The sequence below is a fragment of the Burkholderia pyrrocinia genome (assembly GCF_018417535.1).
GTDB classification, from domain to species: Bacteria; Pseudomonadota; Gammaproteobacteria; order Burkholderiales; family Burkholderiaceae; genus Burkholderia; species Burkholderia pyrrocinia_E.
This window is the reverse complement of the sequence record NZ_CP070977.1, coordinates 2879038-2896260: the sequence shown is the minus strand read 5'-3', so window position 1 is coordinate 2896260 and position 17223 is coordinate 2879038. Positions and strand designations below refer to the sequence as shown.

The following is a 17223-nucleotide window of genomic DNA, read 5'->3' as shown; positions in this document are numbered from 1 at the left end:
CAGATTCGTATTTGACCTTGGTTCACCTTGCCAAGGGTGCTTTTGACTGTAAAATCGCGCAAGAGAGCCCGTGTCATATTAGTGACAATAAATGAGTAGCGAAAAGTAATAAAGGGATGGAAATGGATGCGCAAGACATCGTGAGGGCGATTCAAGGGGGGCTACTTCAGCAAGACCGTCTGCTGAAACTCGATACCCCGCTCGGGGACAGTGTATTGCTCCCCCAACGCACTGTCGGCTGGTCCCGAATCGGCCGGCATTTCGACTTCACACTCGATGTCCTGTCAACGCGCAGCGACCTCAAGCTGAAAAAACTGATCGGGCAACCCGTTACGCTGTGGATTCAGCAGGCAGATCAGTCCTATCTCCCCCGAAACGGTTACGTCTATGCCGTGCGAAGACTGGGATCGGAAGGCGGGTTGACCAGTTACCAGATCTGTTTTGCGTCATGGATGCATTTCCTGAAGTTTCGCCGTGATCAGCGCATCTGGCAGGACAAACCCGTCGATGAAATCCTCCGGGACGTGTTCAACGCGCATCCGCCTGCGAAAGGCCGATTCGATTTTGCACTCTCAAAACCGCTTCCGCCGAGATCGTACTGTACGCAGTATGAGGACGATTGGAATTTCGTCCACCGATTGATGGAAGAAGAAGGCCTGTTCAGCATCTGGAAACAGGCCGACGACGGCAAATCCCATACCCTGACCATCACGGATCACCTGGATACGTGCGAGCCGCTCGCCGCGCGATCAGTTCAATTCTCGAGATACGGCACGAACAGCGAGGTCGATGCGTTGGTTCACTGGTCCGGCTTGCGAACCCTCCATAGCGCCATCCTGACCACGCGCACATTCGACTATAAGTATCCGTCGCCGCTCGCCAATCCGAAGGGCACCAATATTCCGACGGTGTCGCAGGAGTTGCCGGAACAGTTGGAGATGTATGAGTACACCGGCCCCTATACTTATCTCGAGCAGGAACGTGGCGATCACCTCTCCAAGGTGCGCATGGAGGAATGGGAATCACGCGCAAAGCGGTTTTATGGCGCGGGCGGGTTGCGTGGCGTCGACGCCGGGCGGTGGTTTGAGCTGACCGGGCACCCGGAACACGACCGCGAGCCTGGTGAGCGCAGCGAATTTGCCGTCATCGAAGTGGCCTGGTTGATCGAGAACAACCTGCCGGGATCGAGCCATCACGGCGATCTACCGCATAGTCTGACTGGGAGATTGGCTGAGGCGAAAGCAAACTTCGGAGGGCAACCTGCCTCCGGCCCCACGCATTTCGATGGCTCAGAGGGCTTCTTCCTCGTCGAGATCGAAGCGCAGCGCAAATCCGTGCCTTTCCGCAGCCCGTGCGAACACCGTAAGCCCGTTATGCAGATGCAGACGGCGACCGTGGTGGGTCCGCAAGGTCGACGCATTTATACCGACGAACTCGGCCGCGTCAAGGTGCAGTTTCACTGGGATCGGATCGGGCAACGCGATGAGCGGAGCTCCTGTTGGGTCCGCGTGAGCCATCCATGGGCGGGCGAGGGATTTGGGATGATCCATGTCCCTCGCATCGGTGACGAAGTTGTCGTGTCATTCCTGGATGGCGCGCCGGATCGCCCGATCATTACAGGGCGCGTGCCAAACGGCATCAACTTTGTGCAGTGGAAGCTCCCGGATAACCAGACGCTATCAGGTCTGCGCTCTCGTGACCTCGAGGGCACGGCGGCAAATCAGGTTGTGGCCGACGACACACCGGGGAAACTGCAGGTACAAGTTTCGAGCGACCACGAGCAGTCACGCCTTGTCGTCGGGTACAACACTCGCATTGACGGCAATGCGGGGCGGGCCGAAGCGCGCGGTACCGGCTGGGAACTGGCAACGGATTCCTGGGGCGTGTTGCGCGCCAATCGCGGCATGCTGGTGACGACCGAGACGCGCGCGGGCGCGACCGCAGCGGCGAAAGACATGAGCGAGACTGTCGATCGACTCGGGAAAGCGCAGCAACTGCATGATGCGCTGACGAAGATCGCGCAGCAGAGCGAGGCACAGGACGCTGACGGCCATCAGGCCGACCTCGTCAACACCATTGCGGCACAGAACGAACAGATCCGAGGCTCAGGCGCGAGCGGCAGCAACACGTTTCCGGAGTTGTCGGAGCCGCACTTGGTGATCGACGGCAAGGCCGGTGTCGAGATCACAACGCCAGCGACCGTGCATGTGGCGTCCCAACAGGCTGCGATCACGACGGAAGGTCATATTGGTATTGCCAGTGGCCGCAGCTTCTTCGCGACGGTGCGCGACACCCTTCGCCTGTTCGCGCAGACCGGTCCGATGCACTTGGTGTCGGCGGCAGGCGACATCGTATTGAACGCGCTGACGAAGTCCATTGTGGCGCGAGCGCAGAAGCAGATCCTGCTGGAAAGCGAGGAGATCCTGCTGCGTGCGCACAAGTTTCGCGTCGAGGTCAACGGCAGTTTCTTGAACATGGACGCGAGCGGCGTGGTGAGCGGCACGACGGGCAAATTTACTGCGTTTGCGGCGACCCACGACCTGCCGGGTCCGAAGGACCAGATGGTTGATCTGTCGCCGAAGAAGATCTGTGTCGAATGCATGCTTAAGGCGGCCCGGGGCGGAGCAGCCCTGGTGCCCCGTTAAACCGTAGACCTATTCACGATGACAGACCGATTTCCCCGTTACGCGCGACGTACGATCCAGACCGTCGCCCTCGTTGCGCTGTTTGGCCTCGGCGCATGCGACAAGCATCCCGGCGCCGTGGCGCAACAACTCGACTTGTCGAACCTGCCGAAGCACTACGACACGCTTGGCGCGAGTTCCTTGACGCTGAACTATACCCCTTGGTACATCCATCAATGGGGGATCGAGGGACCCGATGGGTCAGGGGTGACTGGTGGTGGCCCCAATGTATGGCCGGCGGGAGCGGACGGCAAGCCGTCCGGCGGTGGTAAGGAAACTTGCTGCAGTGACATCCCTACAGCATGGCAGCCGGATTTGAGGCTGACGGTGCGCTGGCTGGTTGACAAGAAGCAAGACGGTAAGACACCGGGGTATTGGTACAAGGCTGAAAACGTTCGGATACCGAAATATGGGCGAGTCATGGGCGGCTTGTGGGCCGTGTTCCTGCCGGGTGACCGCGTCCGCATCATGGTGGCCGATGGCCAGAGAGGCGATGCCAACGATCCGGGCATACGCCCCCCGGACAATGATCCGTACATCGCACATGGGGCGGTGGATCAGGAATGGAATCGGTTATACCGTGACGGAGGAAACGCGCAATGAGCCTCAAATGGGCCGACCCTATGCCTCAGGGAGGGCGTGTGGCGGGCAGTGTCACGGCGTTGAGAAAAGGGCGCGCGCTGGTGTGCGATGCTTTGATGTCCTGCCCCCAGACGCTCCACATCACACTGTTCTTTGACGGCACGAACAACAACGACGTACAGACCAATCCGTTGCGGGATTCGCTCGTTCGTACACATAGCAACGTTGCTCGACTCTACAACGCAGCGCAGGATAAGAACGAAGAGGGGATTTTCGCGTTCTACATTCCCGGCGTCGGTACTCCGTTTAAAGAGATTGGCGAGCTGGCGTACTCGACTGATGGTAAGTCGATGGCAAAGGGTTTCGGCAGTCGTTGCGTGTGGGGCTATACAAGGGTACTGAATGCCATTTACAAGGCCATTGCTACGGACAAAACCCGGATCCTGATTCCGGATGACAAAGCCAACGACATTTGCGCAGCCGTAGCCGATGGCCACAAACTCCCGCTGGTCGGCTGCACCGATCGACTGGGTCTCGCCCACAAGCAGGCCGTCGATGAGGGACGATATCCGCAGACGGTCAAGCAGATCTGGATCAACGTGATCGGCTTCTCCCGCGGGGCGGCATCCGCGCGCGTGTTCGTGAACAAGCTGATGAATGAATGGGCGCGGAATGGGCGGATTGGCTACCAGACTGGCAAGTATGCACTGAACTACAAGGTCAACTTCGTCGGTCTTTTTGATACGGTTGCCTCTGTCGGACCACCCGACTCGACGCGCGCAACCGTGGACTTCGGCGCGTTCGACGGACACTTCGCATTCGCTGACGACGGCAGGCTTAATATCCCGAAGGATGTGCGATTTTGTTATCACGCGTTCTCGGTACATGAGCAACGAATGAGTTTCCCGCTTGACTCGATCCGCAACGGGGACAGCTACGATGGCGGCATTCGTGAAGAGGTGGCCTATCCAGGCGTCCATTCAGACGTGGGTGGCGGTTACGCCCCCAACGAACAGGGCAAAGGAGGAGCCACGTCGAAAGCGAATGACGACAGCCACAAGCTTAGTCAGATCCCGCTGCACGATATGTACCTGAAGGCGGTCTCGTATGGTGTGCCGCTGGTGGATAGTGATTCGATAAGCAAACGCGCAGATTTGGTTGCCGACTTCGCGCTTGCCCCGTCATTGATTGATGCGTTCAATGCGTGGCGCAAGACCGTGGAGAATGTCAGTAGCGTAGAAGACGCGCTGAAGGTCGGACTGGGTCAGATGTTGGCATGGCGAACGCTGCGTGCGGATATCGGAAATCCACAGCGCTATGTCACCGGACAGCCATTCTTCAAGCGCGCCCACGAAGACCAGATGACGCCGCATAAGGTTCAGCAGGCGCTCCCGAAGGCGGCAGAGAACGATGCGACGATGAAGAAACTGCAGTCGCAATACGATCTCCTTCGGGCAAATGCTATGACATCGTCGATCGGCGGATACGCGTCGTACATGAGCTCGACACCACAGGTGAAGGTGGTTCGCGATGCAATGGACCGGCGCAACGAACAACTGGCCGGCGCGGTCGCTCATCCCGGGGTCAATAAGCCCAAGCCTGCGCGTCCGGGGGAAGGACCGCTGGATGTTGTGACCAATGATCAGACCGACCTGCGGCAGGGCGCGGAAGAAATGCGGCTGCTTCTGGGGCACCTGTATCCGGACCAGTGCGAACGGTGGCATGTGAAGCGCACGGAACATCGTCCGGTGGTGATCCCCGGCGGCGAAATGATCAAGGTGCCGCCAACTCTTGTTGTCGCGCACGATCAACCGGGGAGCGACTCTCCCTGCGTCACACTTGCGTATAGCGGAATATTGCTCAACTCGACCTGGTCGACGATTGTGCAACATTATCGAGTGCAGGACGACGTGATGGCTGCGCCATTGCCTGGCGTGGAATCATTCCTGCGCCAACATACGTCGCCCGACGCCGTGAACAAGTTGCCCGCGGCCGCCATTACCCTGTTTGACGACTACGTGCACGACAGCCGCTGCTGGTTCCGGATACCGTATTTCCATGAATATGCACCCGGGGGATATGGTTTCCCGCGAGTCATATTTGCAGGCGGGGACAATCGCAAGGCCTATCTCGGCCTCGCATCAAACGCTTCGCAACTGGACCTCGGCACTGGCCAAACCCAAGCCGGCTGGGCGTGAAGTGGGCTGGAAGCCGCTAATCTGGATCTTCGATGGAACTACAGACTACGTCCCCGCCAGCGCGCCTGATGGGGTTGATCGACGCGGCGGTATGTCCGCCGAAGGTCGTGCCTTTACTTGAACGCTCCGGCGTACCGTTCCGCTCCGTTTTCGCCGGGCTGCCCGAAGAAGAGCTCGGACCCGCTTCGCTGTTCTTGGTGCCAGTGAGCGATACGGATGCGGACTGGTTTGCGGAGCTCGATCAGCTCGACATTCAAAGTCCATGTCTGTCGTTGATCTGGAGCCGGGTCGAAATGGATGCGCTCGTCACGCACCTGCAAGCGTTCCTGTTTGCGGACATTGGCGACAACATGACCGCTATGGTCCGGTTCTTTGACCCGCGTAACACCGGGGTGGTCTTTGACGCATGGGGCGAGCAGGTTCGCGCCATGTTCATGAGCCCGATCGAGCAGTGGATGTATCGGGGGCGCCACAAGGCGTGGCAGCGCATCCAAAACGATTCGACCTCCAACGCGCGGATATGCCGCTCCGTCATGGTCCAGTTCGAGCAGGCTGATATTGACGTCCTCACGGCACATACGGAGCCGGACGAGATTCTTGCTGCACTGATCGAGTCCGGTGATGCCAACGGCGATCGCCCCTATTTTGACCGGTTTGAGGACTTCATTCCCCGATACCACCGCGCGGTGCAGTGGGGAATCACTGAGCCGGGGGATCGCCTGGTTTTCTGCCAGTACACCTACCTGTACGGCATCGATTTTGATCGGCATCAGTTTATCCATGATCTACTAACTCGGCGTCAGCAGTCGCACGAATTGTTCGGCGTCGCCATCGCCCGGGTCCCGATGAATGTCTGGGCAGAGGTTGAGATACTGACGGCGCACGACACGGAGCCTGCGTCGCAGTCAGTCACGCTATAAGGGGAGCAAGATGGCATTACAGATGATCGTAGTCGGTGATGAAACCTCGCACGGCGGGCGAGTGATCACCGGTTCGGAAACCCACAGCATCGACGGCAAAAAGATTGCACGCCTGCATGACCTCGTGGACTGTCCAGAAAAATATCCGGACGGTCGACCGCACGGCATCAACAAAATTATCGAGGCGCATCCGACGGTGACGATCGATGGCCAGCGCGTCGCGTTGCACGGCCATCATACCGAGTGCGGGTGCACCTTGATTGGCAGCATGACTGCCCGCGTCGGCGACTGAACCAACGACGTCCGAAGCGGACCTCGTATGGCACAGATTTGATTTCTTCGTTAACCGGCAAGGCTGACGAAGAGCACTCCCGGCGAGCAACGCACCGCCGCGTAGCCGTGACCACCCAGTCCGGGCGCCCCGACTAACGCTCTTCCTGCAAACCATAGGGCGCGGGCAGCCCTCCGGACGGCTTCGTCCTGTTACCGTAAACGCACCCGGCTATGCGGCGAGCGGCCAGCGGCCGCATGGCGCGATTTGTCCGGGGTTTACCCACTCGCCGGTCGTTAGGCGGGCGGGCGAGTTTGACCGGAGCGCCGCCGGCGCGGGCGTTCCGGGGCAGCCAACCCGGAACGTCCGCCGTTAGGGGCGAGATCGCCTTCACCTGATCCTAATCGAGCTTTTTGGCGAGGTCTTCGGCCTTCGGGTGGTAGTACCGCATTAGCATCTTCGTGTCGCGATGGCCTGTAATTTTCGCTAGCTCATGGAGAGGAAACTTCTCGGCAAGCCTCGACGTGGCCTCATGTCGCAAGTCGTGAAAACAGAGGTCGATGAGAAATTTCGGGTCAGGGGGCGCGCCATTGCTAGCACAATCCTCCTCGTACGTTTTCCGTGCTCGTGCGACTGCTCTTTCGAAGGCTCGGGTCACTGCGTCGGCACGGAGGGGGAAGAACAGTTCACGTTCATCCTTGCTTAGCTCTTCAAAGACGGCAATCGCTTTGCTCGAAAGCGGGACGTCTCGCGCAGTCCCATTCTTCGTTATGGCGAGCCGCGCAACGCGCTTTGTTAGATCAACTTGGGCCGGACCGAGCGAAATCAACTCGCTTCTTCGCATTGCCGTTTCGACTGCAATGTCGATCAGGGCTGGCAAGAAAGCAGACGCGGACGCAGCCTTTACGTAAGCAAGTTCGTCGGTCGACGTACCTCTGTGGGGGGCCGGTTCGATGTTGGAAATGCGTCGGGTGCGCTCATTCTTGACCGTAGGTTTGCGAACCAGTTCGACCGGGTTGGAAAGACTCTCGAGTCCCCATTCCTTGCGCGCGATCGTGAAGAGGTGTGAAATGACCGCGAGGCGACGGACAACGGTTGCAGGGCTATGCGTCTCGCACCATTCATCGCGCAGCTTTGCGATGTCGGCACGCCTTACACCGGCGAGCGATCGCTTGGCCAGCCATGAATCTCGCAGCATGCGGATGATTGATTTCTCCTGTGTGGCGCCTCGCTTGTTCGACGCAATTTCGCGCTCGTAGCGGTTGAGCGCCTCCGTGAACGTCGTACTTTCGGCCTCCGCGCTGCTGACGAAGCGACCCCGGTCCATCTCACTTTCGATCGCACGTGCCCATTTTTCAGCATCGGCCCGGGTGTCAAATGTTTTCGACTGTTGTGGGTAGCCCTTCCGGCGTATCTTGGCTTGCCACTGAAGATCGCCGCGCTTGGTGAACGTTGCCATGGTCTGTTTAGGACGTGATTGTCCCGGCAGTGTCCCAAAAACTCAAATATCGGTCAATTAGCCTTTGTTTTGGATCATGTCCTTCTGATTCGCAATGCGAAGGTCGGGAGTTCGATCCTCCTCCGCTCCACCAACGGATTTCGAAGGGCTCGATCGCATGTGAGACAGGAAGGATAATTTTGCACCGGGTGCAGGGTTATGCTTCCGTTTACAAAGTGCAGCCTTATGCTTCGCAAACAAAAAGCCGGCCTTGAGCCGGCTTTTTGTTTGGTCGCGTTGGTGGCGGTTGAGTCTAGTCCGAGCCATCCCCGGATCCGATCCAAAACCGCGGGAGCCACTCCCGCTCCTTCCTCATACCGCGTTCCTGCAAGCTGTTGCGAGTGCCTCCGAAAACGCTCGCCGTGCGGCCTCGAACCCTTTCCGCGCGGAATGCGCGCTTCGCGCACTGGTCGAGCACGGACGCTGCCGGAACGATCGCGTCGACGCCCTACGCATGTTGCCCCATGCAACGCGCAGGGTTTTTGCACCTTGCGTTGGCCCTCATATCTGCCATGCTGAATCGCACAAGGGACGCACTTTCGACGTGAGTGGCGCTAAAGCCAGACGAGTGGCGCTTTCGGTACCTGAGTGCTGAAGTTGGACTGTCGGCGAGGAGGTCGTATGGAACTGCACATTCAATCACACCATTGGGAACGGCGCGTGCCCGACTGGCTCGCTGCGGCCGTGGCCGGTCTTGCGGGCGGTGCGTTGGTGATCGTGCTGGAATTCTTCTGGTCGACCATGGTGCTCGATGAAAGCCCGTGGCAACCGACCCACAAGATCGCGGCGATGGTGATGGGCACGAGTGCGCTCAATCAGATGGCGGACTTCAGTCTTGGCATCGTGGCGATGGCGCTGCTCCTGCACTACGTGCTCGGCGCCATCATGGGGATGATGCTCGGAGCGATCATCGCGCCTTTCCACTTCGATTCGAGTATGGGCATGGAGGCTGTCGTCGGCGTGGCCTTCGGGATCGTCGCGTATGTGTGGAACTTCTATGTCATGACGGCCGTGTTCCCATGGTTCGTCTCGGAGCGCGGATCCGGCCCCTTGTTGGCAAACCTGCTGTTCGGTGTGGTCACCGCCATCGTCTACGGCGCGCTGGCGCGACGGCGCGCGCAGAACGCGATGCAGTGACGCGTCGTTGATTCCCGCCGCGCCGATAGGGTCTGTTCACGTGTGCGCACGTCGCACACGTGAACAAACCTGAACACCCGACGCCCTCGGGAAACAGCCGTCTTGGCAACCCATGCCGGAGGCGGTCGTTTTGCACTGCGTCGCGGCTAGTGACCCCTGCATTCGCGCGATCCGCATGGGGCGCGCGCCCCGTTGCGCTGCCTTGCACGACGCAGGGGAGAGGACTACCTTTGTTCCAGAGCCGCTTACAACGCTGGCGAATCGGTCCCGGCCGGACGTGCCGGCGCAGACAGTACCGAAGTGCGGCATGGCGGCACCACAACGCCGCCAGGCGCGTTGTGTCAGCGGCTCCAGCGAGTGACGCGCAGCGAGGTGGGCTATGGCGCTTGCGATTGCCCTGATCCTGATCATCGTATTGGCGGTGGGGTTTCACTTTGCCAGTCCGTGGTGGATCACGCCGATCGCGTCGAACTGGGTGCGCATGGACGACATGCTGACGATCACGATCGTCATTACCGGCGCGTTCTTCATCGCGATCAACCTGTTCATCGTGATCGCACTGGTGCGCTACCGCCACCGCAGCGGTCATCGCGCTGCTTACGAGCCGCACAACAAGCGGCTGGAATGGTGGCTGATCGGCCTCACCGCTGTCGGCGTGGCGGCGTTGCTGGCACCGGGGCTCTTCGTCTACGCGGACTACATACGGCCGCCGCGCAACGTGCTGCAGATGGAGGTGCTCGGCCAGCAATGGCAATGGCGCTTCCGCTTTGCCGGCCCCGGCGGCAAGCTGGGCACGACGGACGTGCGCTACATCAGCAACGACAACCCCTTCGGCCTGAACCCCGGCGACCCCAACGGCCGTGACAACTACCTGATCGAGACGCCCGAGGTGCACTTGCCGCTGAACCGGCCGATCCAGGTCCTGACACGGTCGCGCGACGTGCTGCACGACTTCTACGTCCCGCCGTTCCGTGCGCGCATGAACATGGTGCCCGGCATGGTGACCACCTTCTGGTTCACGCCGACCAAGGCAGGTCGTTACGACATCCTGTGCGCGCAGCTTTGCGGTATCGGGCATTCCAACATGCGCGGCGTGGTGGTGGTGGAAGACGAAGCAACGTTCTCGCGCTGGCTGGCGCAGCAGGGCACGTTCGCGCAGCGGCAGCAGGCCAGGGTGCAGGCCGCGGCCGCCGTTGCAGGCGGCGGCGCCCAGGCGCTTGCCGACCAGGGCAAGACGCTCGCGGCGGCCAAGGGCTGCATCGCCTGCCATACCGTGGACGGCAGTCCGCGCGTGGGCCCCACCTGGAAGGGCCTGTACGGCAAGACCGAAACGATGGCCGACGGCAGCACCGCGAAGGTGGACGAAGCCTATCTGCGCGCCTTCATCCGCAACCCGACGGCTCGCGTCGTGAAGGGCTTCGCACCCATCATGCCGCATTTCGACCTGAGCGAGCAGGAGCTGACCGCGCTGGTGGCCTACATCGAATCGCAAGGCGGCCCGGCCGCCGGCAGCGCAGCCAACCCCTCGCCCTAGCGGAGCAGACGCAATGACCTACGCGCACACCGACCACGTCCCGCAGAGCTTCTGGACCCGCTATGTCTGGAGCCAGGACCACAAGGTCATCGCCGTGCAGTATTCGCTGACGGCCATCGCCATCGGCCTGGTCGGCCTCGTGTTGTCGGACCTGATGCGGTTGCAGCTCGGCTTTCCGGGCAAGTTCAGTTTCATCGACGCCAACCACTACTACCAGTTCGTCACCATGCACGGAATGATCATGGTGATCTACCTGCTGACGGCGCTGTTTCTGGGCGGCTTCGGCAATTACCTGATCCCGCTGATGCTGGGTGCGCGCGACATGGTGTTCCCGTTCCTCAACATGCTGAGCTACTGGGTCTACCTGCTGGCGGTGCTGGTGCTGACGGCGAGCTTTTTCGTGCCGGGCGGGCCGACCGGCGCGGGCTGGACGCTGTATCCACCCCAGGCCATCCTGCCCGGCACGCCGGGCGTGGAATGGGGCATCGTGCTGATGCTCGTGTCGCTGGCGATCTTCATCGTCGCGGCAACGATGGGCGGCCTGAATTACGTCACCACCACGCTGCAGGCGCGCACCCGCGGCATGACGCTGATGCGCATGCCGCTCACGGTGTGGGGCATCTTCGTCGCGACCATCATGGCGCTGCTGGCGTTTCCGGCGCTGTTCGTATCGGCGGTGATGATGCTGCTCGACCGGACGCTCGGCACCAGCTTCTTCATCCCGGCCGTGGTGTCGATGGGGCAGACGCTCCAGCATGCCGGCGGCAGCCCGCTGCTGTTCCAGCACCTGTTCTGGTTCTTCGGGCATCCGGAGGTCTACATCGTCGCGCTGCCGGCCTTCGGCATCGCGTCCGACCTCATCAGCACGCACGCGCGCAAGAGCATCTTCGGCTACAGGATGATGGTGTGGGCCATCATCATCATCGGCGTGCTGAGCTTCGTGGTCTGGGCGCACCACATGTTCGTCGCCGGCATGAATCCGTACTTCGGCTTCTTCTTCGCCACGACCACGCTCGTCATCGCCGTCCCGACCGCCCTCAAGGTCTACAACTGGGTGCTGACGCTGTGGCGCGGCGATATCCACCTGACCGTGCCGATGCTGTTTGCCATCGGCTTCGTCAGCACCTTCGTCCTGGGCGGGCTGACCGGGCTCTACCTCGGCAACGTGAGCGTGGACATACCGCTGTCGAACACGTATTTCGTGGTCGCGCACTTCCATATGGTGATGGCCGTGTCGCCGATCCTGGTGGTATTTGGCGGCATCTACCACTGGTATCCGAAGGTGACGGGCCGCATGCTCGACGACACGCTCGGGCGCGCGCACTTCTGGATCACCTTCCTCGGCACCTATGCGATCTACTTCCCGATGCACTATCTCGGCATCCTGGGCATGCCGCGGCGGTATTACGCGTATGAGGGCTACAGCTTCATTCCACACTCGGCGCAGACGCTCAACACGTTCATCACCGTCGTTGCGCTGATCGTTGCGGCGGCGCAGTTGCTGTTCCTGTACAACCTGGCGTGGAGCCTTGCGCGCGGCAAGCGTGCCGACGGCAACCCGTGGCGGGCCACCACGCTGGAATGGCAGACGCCACAAACGCCGCCAGCGCACGGCAACTGGGGCGCCGCGCCGCCCGTCGTCTACCGCTGGGCGTACGAATACAGCCCGCCGGGGCACGAGGAAGACTTCGTCCCGCAAAACCGGCCGCCTGCGACGCCGCCTGAACCGGCCCACCCGACGCTTCAACCCGGCGAGGCACACGAATGACCGCACTGCCACGCACCTTCGTTCCCGAACCGCCGCCGGTGTTGCCGAATGCGAGCCGCACCGGCCTGATCGTCTTCATGGCGGTGGCAACGACCTTGTTTTCACTGCTGCTGCTCGCCTATGGCATGCGCATGCGCGAACCCGACTGGCAGCCGATCCCGCATCCGGCGCTGCTGTGGTGGAACACCGGCGTGCTGGTGCTGGCGAGCATTGCGATGCAGCGTGCCCGGCAGTTGACCTTGCACCGCGCGGCGTGGCTGGTATCCGGCGGCGTGCTGGCGGCCGTGTTCGTGCTCGGGCAACTGACCGCCTGGCGCATGCTGTCGGCGGCCGGGCAGACCGTCGCCGTCAATCCGTCCAATAGCTTCCTCTACCTGCTCACCGGCCTGCACGGGTTGCATGTGCTGGGCGGGCTGGTGGCCTGGGTCATGACGATCGCGCGTCTGCGGCGCGCGGACCCGTTCCGGGCCCAGCGCGCCATCGCACTGTGCGCCCTCTACTGGCATTTCCTGCTGGCTGTCTGGCTCGTGCTGCTGGCGGCGATGTGGTGGCTCACCCCCGGGATCGTCGCCGCCATCTGCGGGCCGCTGTATGGAGCCGCGCCATGACTGCACCCACCGGCCCCGCCGAATCCGCCGCCGCCGCCCCAACCGACGCCGGGCCCGACGGCTGGCGCGGCATCGTCACGGACTGGTCGGCCGACCGCGAAGCCTTCAAGGTGCCGTGGGGCAAGGCGATGATGTGGATCTTCCTGCTGTCGGACACCTTCATCTTCAGCAGCTTCCTGATCGGCTACATGACGGTGCGCATGTCGACCACGGCGCCGTGGCCCGACACGTCCAAGGTGTTCGGGCTCACGGTGGGCGGCGTGGATGTGCCGTTGCTGCTGATCGCCATCATGACGTTCATCCTGATCACCAGCAGCGGCACCATGGCGATGGCCGTCAACTTCGGCTACCGGCGCAACGCAAAGCGCGCCGCCGCACTGCTGCTGGCGACCGCGCTGCTGGGCGCGAGCTTCGTGTCGATGCAGGCCCTCGAATGGACCAAGCTGATCGTCCATGAAGGTATCCGCCCCTGGGGCAACCCGCTGGGCGCGGCGCAGTTTGGCGCGTCCTTCTTCATGATCACCGGGTTCCACGGCTTTCACGTGACCTGCGGCGTGATCTACCTGCTGCTGATCGCACGCAAGATCCTGCGCCCGGGGTTCATCGAGCACGGCAACTTCCAGATCGTCGAGATTGCCGGCTTGTACTGGCACTTCGTCGACCTGGTGTGGGTGTTCATCTTTGCGCTGTTCTATTTGTGGTGAGGCAGGCCATGGACCATACCGATCCCGCCCATCGACCCGACGCCGCGCACGGCCAGCAGCATCCGATCGGCATCTACCTGAAGATCTGGGCCCTGCTGTTCGTCCTGAGCACGATGTCGTACCTGGTGGACTACTTCCGCGTGCAGGGCCTGCTGCGCTGGGTGCTGATCGTCGTGCTCATGATCGCCAAGGCCGGGCTGATCGTGTCGATTTTCATGCACATGATGTGGGAACGGCTGGCGCTGGTGTACGCGATCCTGATACCGCCGCTGTGCCTGCTGGTGCTGCTGGTGCTGATGGCTGCCGAAGCGCATCACACCTTCGGCATGCGGGAACTCTTCTTCCATTGACCCCGTTCGCCGGCCGTTTCTGGCGGATTCGGGCAGCCCGCAGGATGCGGCCGTTCGCGCGGTCGGGTAACCGTCCCGGGCGGCGCGGCCTGCAGTCGGGTTCGAGCCGGCCAAATGCGCCAGCCCCGCTCCCTTCACCCCCGCCCGATACTCGGCCGCTTCGGATCGTACGTCCACCCCGGCACGAGGTAGCGCATCGCGACCGCGTCGTCGCGCGCAGTGCCGCCCACCTCGTTGTACAGCGCATGCGCGGCCTCGACCTGCGCCATGTCGAGCTCGATCCCGAGCCCCGGCCGTTCCGGCACGGCGACCTTGCCGCCGACGATCGCGAGCGGCTCGCGCGTGAGCCGCGCGTCGCCTTCCTGCCAGATCCAGTGCGTGTCGATCGCGGTGATCGTGCCGGGCGCGGCCGCTGCCGCATGCGTGAACATCGCGAGCGACACGTCGAAATGGTTGTTCGAGTGCGAGCCCCACGTGAGCCCCCAGTCGCGGCACAACTGCGCGAGCCGCACCGAGCCCTGCATCGTCCAGAAGTGCGGATCGGCAAGCGGAATGTCGACCGCCTGCAGCCGCACCGCGTGATCCATCTGCCGCCAGTCGGTCGCGATCATGTTGGTCGCGGTCGGGATGCCCGTCGCGCGGCGGAATTCGGCCATCACCTCGCGGCCCGAATAGCCGCCTTCCGGTCCGCACGGATCCTCCGCGTACGCGAGCAGGTGGCCCTGGCCGCGGCACAGCGCGACGGCTTCGTCGAGCGACCACGCGCCGTTCGGGTCGAGCGTCGTGCGCGAGTCCGGGAAACGCGCCTTGATCGCCGCGATCGCTTCCATCTCGTCGGCGCCGGCCATCACGCCGCCCTTCAGCTTGAAATCGGCGAAGCCGTAGCGCTCGACCGCGGCTTCGGCCTGCCGCGCGATCGCGGCCGGCGTCAGCGCCGCTTCGTTGCGCAGCCGGAACCACGCGTCCGCCGCGTGCGTCTCGTCGCGATACGGCAGGTCGGTGCGGCGCCGGTCGCCGATGTAGAACAGGTACGCGAGCATCGGCACCGCGTCGCGCTGCTGGCCTTCGCCGAGCAGCGCCGCGACCGGCACGTCGAGATGCTGGCCGAGCAGGTCGAGCAGCGCGGCCTCGATCGCGGTGATCACGTTGTCGAGCCGCAGGTTGATCTCGTGCGGCTGGCGCAGTACGGCCGCTTCGCCGGCCGACGTCACCTCGTGCCGGATCGTGCGGCCCGCGCCTGCACCCGCGCCGGACAGCGCCGCGCGCACCGCGTTGAGCGTCGCCTGGTAGCGTCCGATCGACTGGCCGACCACGAGATCCGTCATGCGCTCGAGCGCGTGGCGGATCCCTTCGCCGCCGGGCACTTCGCCGACGCCCGTGTGCCCGCTGCCGTCGTCGAGGATCACGAGGTTGCGCGTGAAGTAGGGCGCGTGCGCGCCGCACAGGTTGAGCAGCATGCTGTCGCGGCCGGCGACGGGAATCACCTGCATGCGCGTGACGCGCGGCGTGCCGGCGCGGCTGGGTTCGGACATCGGTTCGCTCCTGGTTCCGGTGGTGCGCGGGCCGCCGGACGCGCCGGCGCGGCCCGCGCCGTTCAATGAAGCTCGACGCGGCGGATCTCGCCGACGACGAACAGGTAGCAGATCACGGCGACGAGCGCGTGCGCGACGACATAGACGAGCGCGCCGTTGAACGAGCCGCTGCGGTCGACGATGTAGCCGATCGCGATCGGGGTCGTGATGCTCGACAGATTGCCGCACGTGTTGAGCAGCGCGCCGCTGAGCCCCGCGATCTGGCGCGGCGCGGTGTCCGCGTTGACGGCCCAGCCGAGCGCGCCGAGCCCCTTGCCGAAGAACGACAGCGCCATGAACAGCACGACGAGCACGTGCGAATCGGTGTAGTTGCAGACGATCATCGACATCGACAGCAGCATGCCGAACACGATCGGCACCTTGCGCGCGACCGACAGCGACCGGCCCTGCTTGAGCAGCGCGTCGGACACGACGCCGCCGAGAATCCCGCCGAGGAACCCGCACACGGCCGGGATCGACGCGACGAGCCCCGCATTGAGGATCGACATCCCGCGCGCCTGCACGAGATAGACGGGAAACCACGTGATGAAGAAATAGGTGAGCGCGTTGATGCAGTACTGCGCGACGTACACGCCGATCAGCATCCGGCTCTTCAGCAGCGCCTTCACGTGACGCATCGACGGGCCGCCGCCGTGCGCGCCCGTCGCCTGGTCGATGTTGACGAGCGCGCCGCCTTCGGCGAGGTAGTCGAGTTCCGCGCGGTTGATGCTCGGATGGTCCTTCGGGTCGTACATCGTGCGGTTCCACACCGCGACGAACGCGAACCCGAGCACGCCCATCACTGCGAACACCGACTGCCAGCCGAACGCATGCACGAGCCAGCCCATCAGCGGCGCGAACACGACGGTCGCCGCGTACTGCGCGGCGTTGAAGATCGCCGACGCGGTGCCGCGCTCGGCAGCCGGGAACCACGCGGACACGATCCGGCTGTTGGCCGGGAACGACGGCGCCTCGGCCGCGCCGACCAGGAAGCGCAGCCCGAACAGCAACGCGAACGCGGCCGCGCCGCCGAAGAAGCCGATTCCACCCTGCAACAGCGTGAACAGCGACCAGAAGAAAATGCTGAACGCATAGACGATGCGCGACCCGTAGCGGTCGAGCAGCCAGCCGCCCGGCAGTTGCGCGACCACGTACGACCAGCCGAACGCGGAGAAGATGAAGCCGATCTGCACGTGGCTCAGGTGCAGCGCGCGGGCGAGGCTCGGGCCCGCGATCGCGATCGCCGCGCGATCCGCGTAGTTGATCGTCGTGACCGCGAACAGGACGGCCAGCACGAGCCAGCGCACGCGTGTGCGCCGGACCGTTGCCGACGCAGACGCCGGCAGCGCTTGAAGCGGATTCATGACTGTCTCCTCCGAAAGGCGGAAGGTGCCGTCG

At 62.8% G+C, this 17223-nt stretch carries 14 protein-coding genes; 11 read left to right on the top strand and 3 right to left on the bottom strand.

Translation table 11 applies throughout. From position 1 onward, the window contains the following. Nucleotides 1-122: 122 nt before the first annotated feature. The 5 genes from JYG32_RS13455 to JYG32_RS13435 are packed head-to-tail and all read left to right on the top strand — an operon-like array spanning nt 123 to nt 6676. Nucleotides 123-2645 (top strand): type VI secretion system Vgr family protein, encoded by a 2523-nt coding sequence (locus JYG32_RS13455; RefSeq protein ID WP_249744541.1) that lies wholly within the window; start codon nt 123-125, stop codon nt 2643-2645. Between the two features lie 18 nt (nt 2646-2663). Beyond that, a complete protein-coding gene (locus JYG32_RS13450; protein WP_213263795.1) occupies nt 2664-3287 on the top strand; it encodes a DUF3304 domain-containing protein in 624 nt (207 codons plus the stop codon). Continuing rightward, the gene (locus tag JYG32_RS13445; RefSeq protein WP_213263794.1) at nt 3284-5464 is read left to right on the top strand and encodes a T6SS phospholipase effector Tle1-like catalytic domain-containing protein; all 2181 of its coding nucleotides are present in this window, start codon (nt 3284-3286) and stop codon (nt 5462-5464) included. The genes JYG32_RS13450 and JYG32_RS13445 overlap by 4 nt, the downstream gene beginning before the upstream one ends. Nucleotides 5465-5496: 32 nt before the next feature. Continuing rightward, nucleotides 5497-6384, top strand: coding sequence for a DUF4123 domain-containing protein (locus tag JYG32_RS13440; protein WP_213263793.1), 888 nt, complete (start codon nt 5497-5499; stop codon nt 6382-6384). A gap of 10 nt (nt 6385-6394) precedes the next feature. Next, entirely contained in the window at nt 6395-6676 is a 282-nt protein-coding gene (locus JYG32_RS13435; protein WP_006761785.1) for a PAAR domain-containing protein, read from the top strand. 379 nt (nt 6677-7055) lie between these two features. Here the strand turns inward: JYG32_RS13435 and JYG32_RS13430 are convergent, their stop codons facing one another. After that, entirely contained in the window at nt 7056-8114 is a 1059-nt protein-coding gene (locus JYG32_RS13430) for a tyrosine-type recombinase/integrase (protein ID WP_213263792.1), read from the bottom strand. Between the two features lie 660 nt (nt 8115-8774). Here JYG32_RS13430 and JYG32_RS13425 point away from each other — a divergent pair. From JYG32_RS13425 to JYG32_RS13400, 6 genes are all read left to right on the top strand, one after another. After that, nucleotides 8775-9290 (top strand): hypothetical protein, encoded by a 516-nt coding sequence (locus tag JYG32_RS13425; RefSeq protein WP_174383407.1) that lies wholly within the window; start codon nt 8775-8777, stop codon nt 9288-9290. A 379-nt stretch (nt 9291-9669) separates the two neighbouring features. Beyond that, nucleotides 9670-10824, top strand: coding sequence for a c-type cytochrome (locus tag JYG32_RS13420; RefSeq protein ID WP_213263791.1), 1155 nt, complete (start codon nt 9670-9672; stop codon nt 10822-10824). Between the two features lie 13 nt (nt 10825-10837). Continuing rightward, the gene (gene ctaD, locus JYG32_RS13415; RefSeq protein ID WP_213263790.1) at nt 10838-12592 is read left to right on the top strand and encodes a cytochrome c oxidase subunit I; all 1755 of its coding nucleotides are present in this window, start codon (nt 10838-10840) and stop codon (nt 12590-12592) included. After that, on the top strand, nt 12589-13200 hold the full coding sequence (locus tag JYG32_RS13410) for a cytochrome c oxidase subunit 3 (protein WP_213263789.1): 612 nt from the start codon (nt 12589-12591) through the stop codon (nt 13198-13200). Before ctaD ends, JYG32_RS13410 begins: the two co-directional genes overlap by 4 nt. After that, the gene (locus JYG32_RS13405) at nt 13197-13904 is read left to right on the top strand and encodes a heme-copper oxidase subunit III family protein (RefSeq protein ID WP_213263788.1); all 708 of its coding nucleotides are present in this window, start codon (nt 13197-13199) and stop codon (nt 13902-13904) included. The genes JYG32_RS13410 and JYG32_RS13405 overlap by 4 nt, the downstream gene beginning before the upstream one ends. A gap of 8 nt (nt 13905-13912) precedes the next feature. Then, on the top strand, nt 13913-14254 hold the full coding sequence (locus JYG32_RS13400) for a cytochrome C oxidase subunit IV family protein (protein ID WP_174383402.1): 342 nt from the start codon (nt 13913-13915) through the stop codon (nt 14252-14254). Between the two features lie 134 nt (nt 14255-14388). Here the strand turns inward: JYG32_RS13400 and JYG32_RS13395 are convergent, their stop codons facing one another. Both JYG32_RS13395 and JYG32_RS13390 read right to left on the bottom strand, forming a co-directional pair. Then, nucleotides 14389-15786 carry an enolase C-terminal domain-like protein gene (locus JYG32_RS13395; RefSeq protein WP_213263787.1) on the bottom strand — a complete coding sequence of 466 codons (1398 nt, stop codon included), beginning with the start codon at nt 15784-15786 and terminating at the stop codon, nt 14389-14391. A gap of 62 nt (nt 15787-15848) precedes the next feature. Beyond that, nucleotides 15849-17189: an MFS transporter gene (locus JYG32_RS13390; protein WP_213263786.1), complete on the bottom strand. Its 1341-nt coding sequence runs from the start codon at nt 17187-17189 to the stop codon at nt 15849-15851. Nucleotides 17190-17223 lie beyond the last annotated feature (34 nt).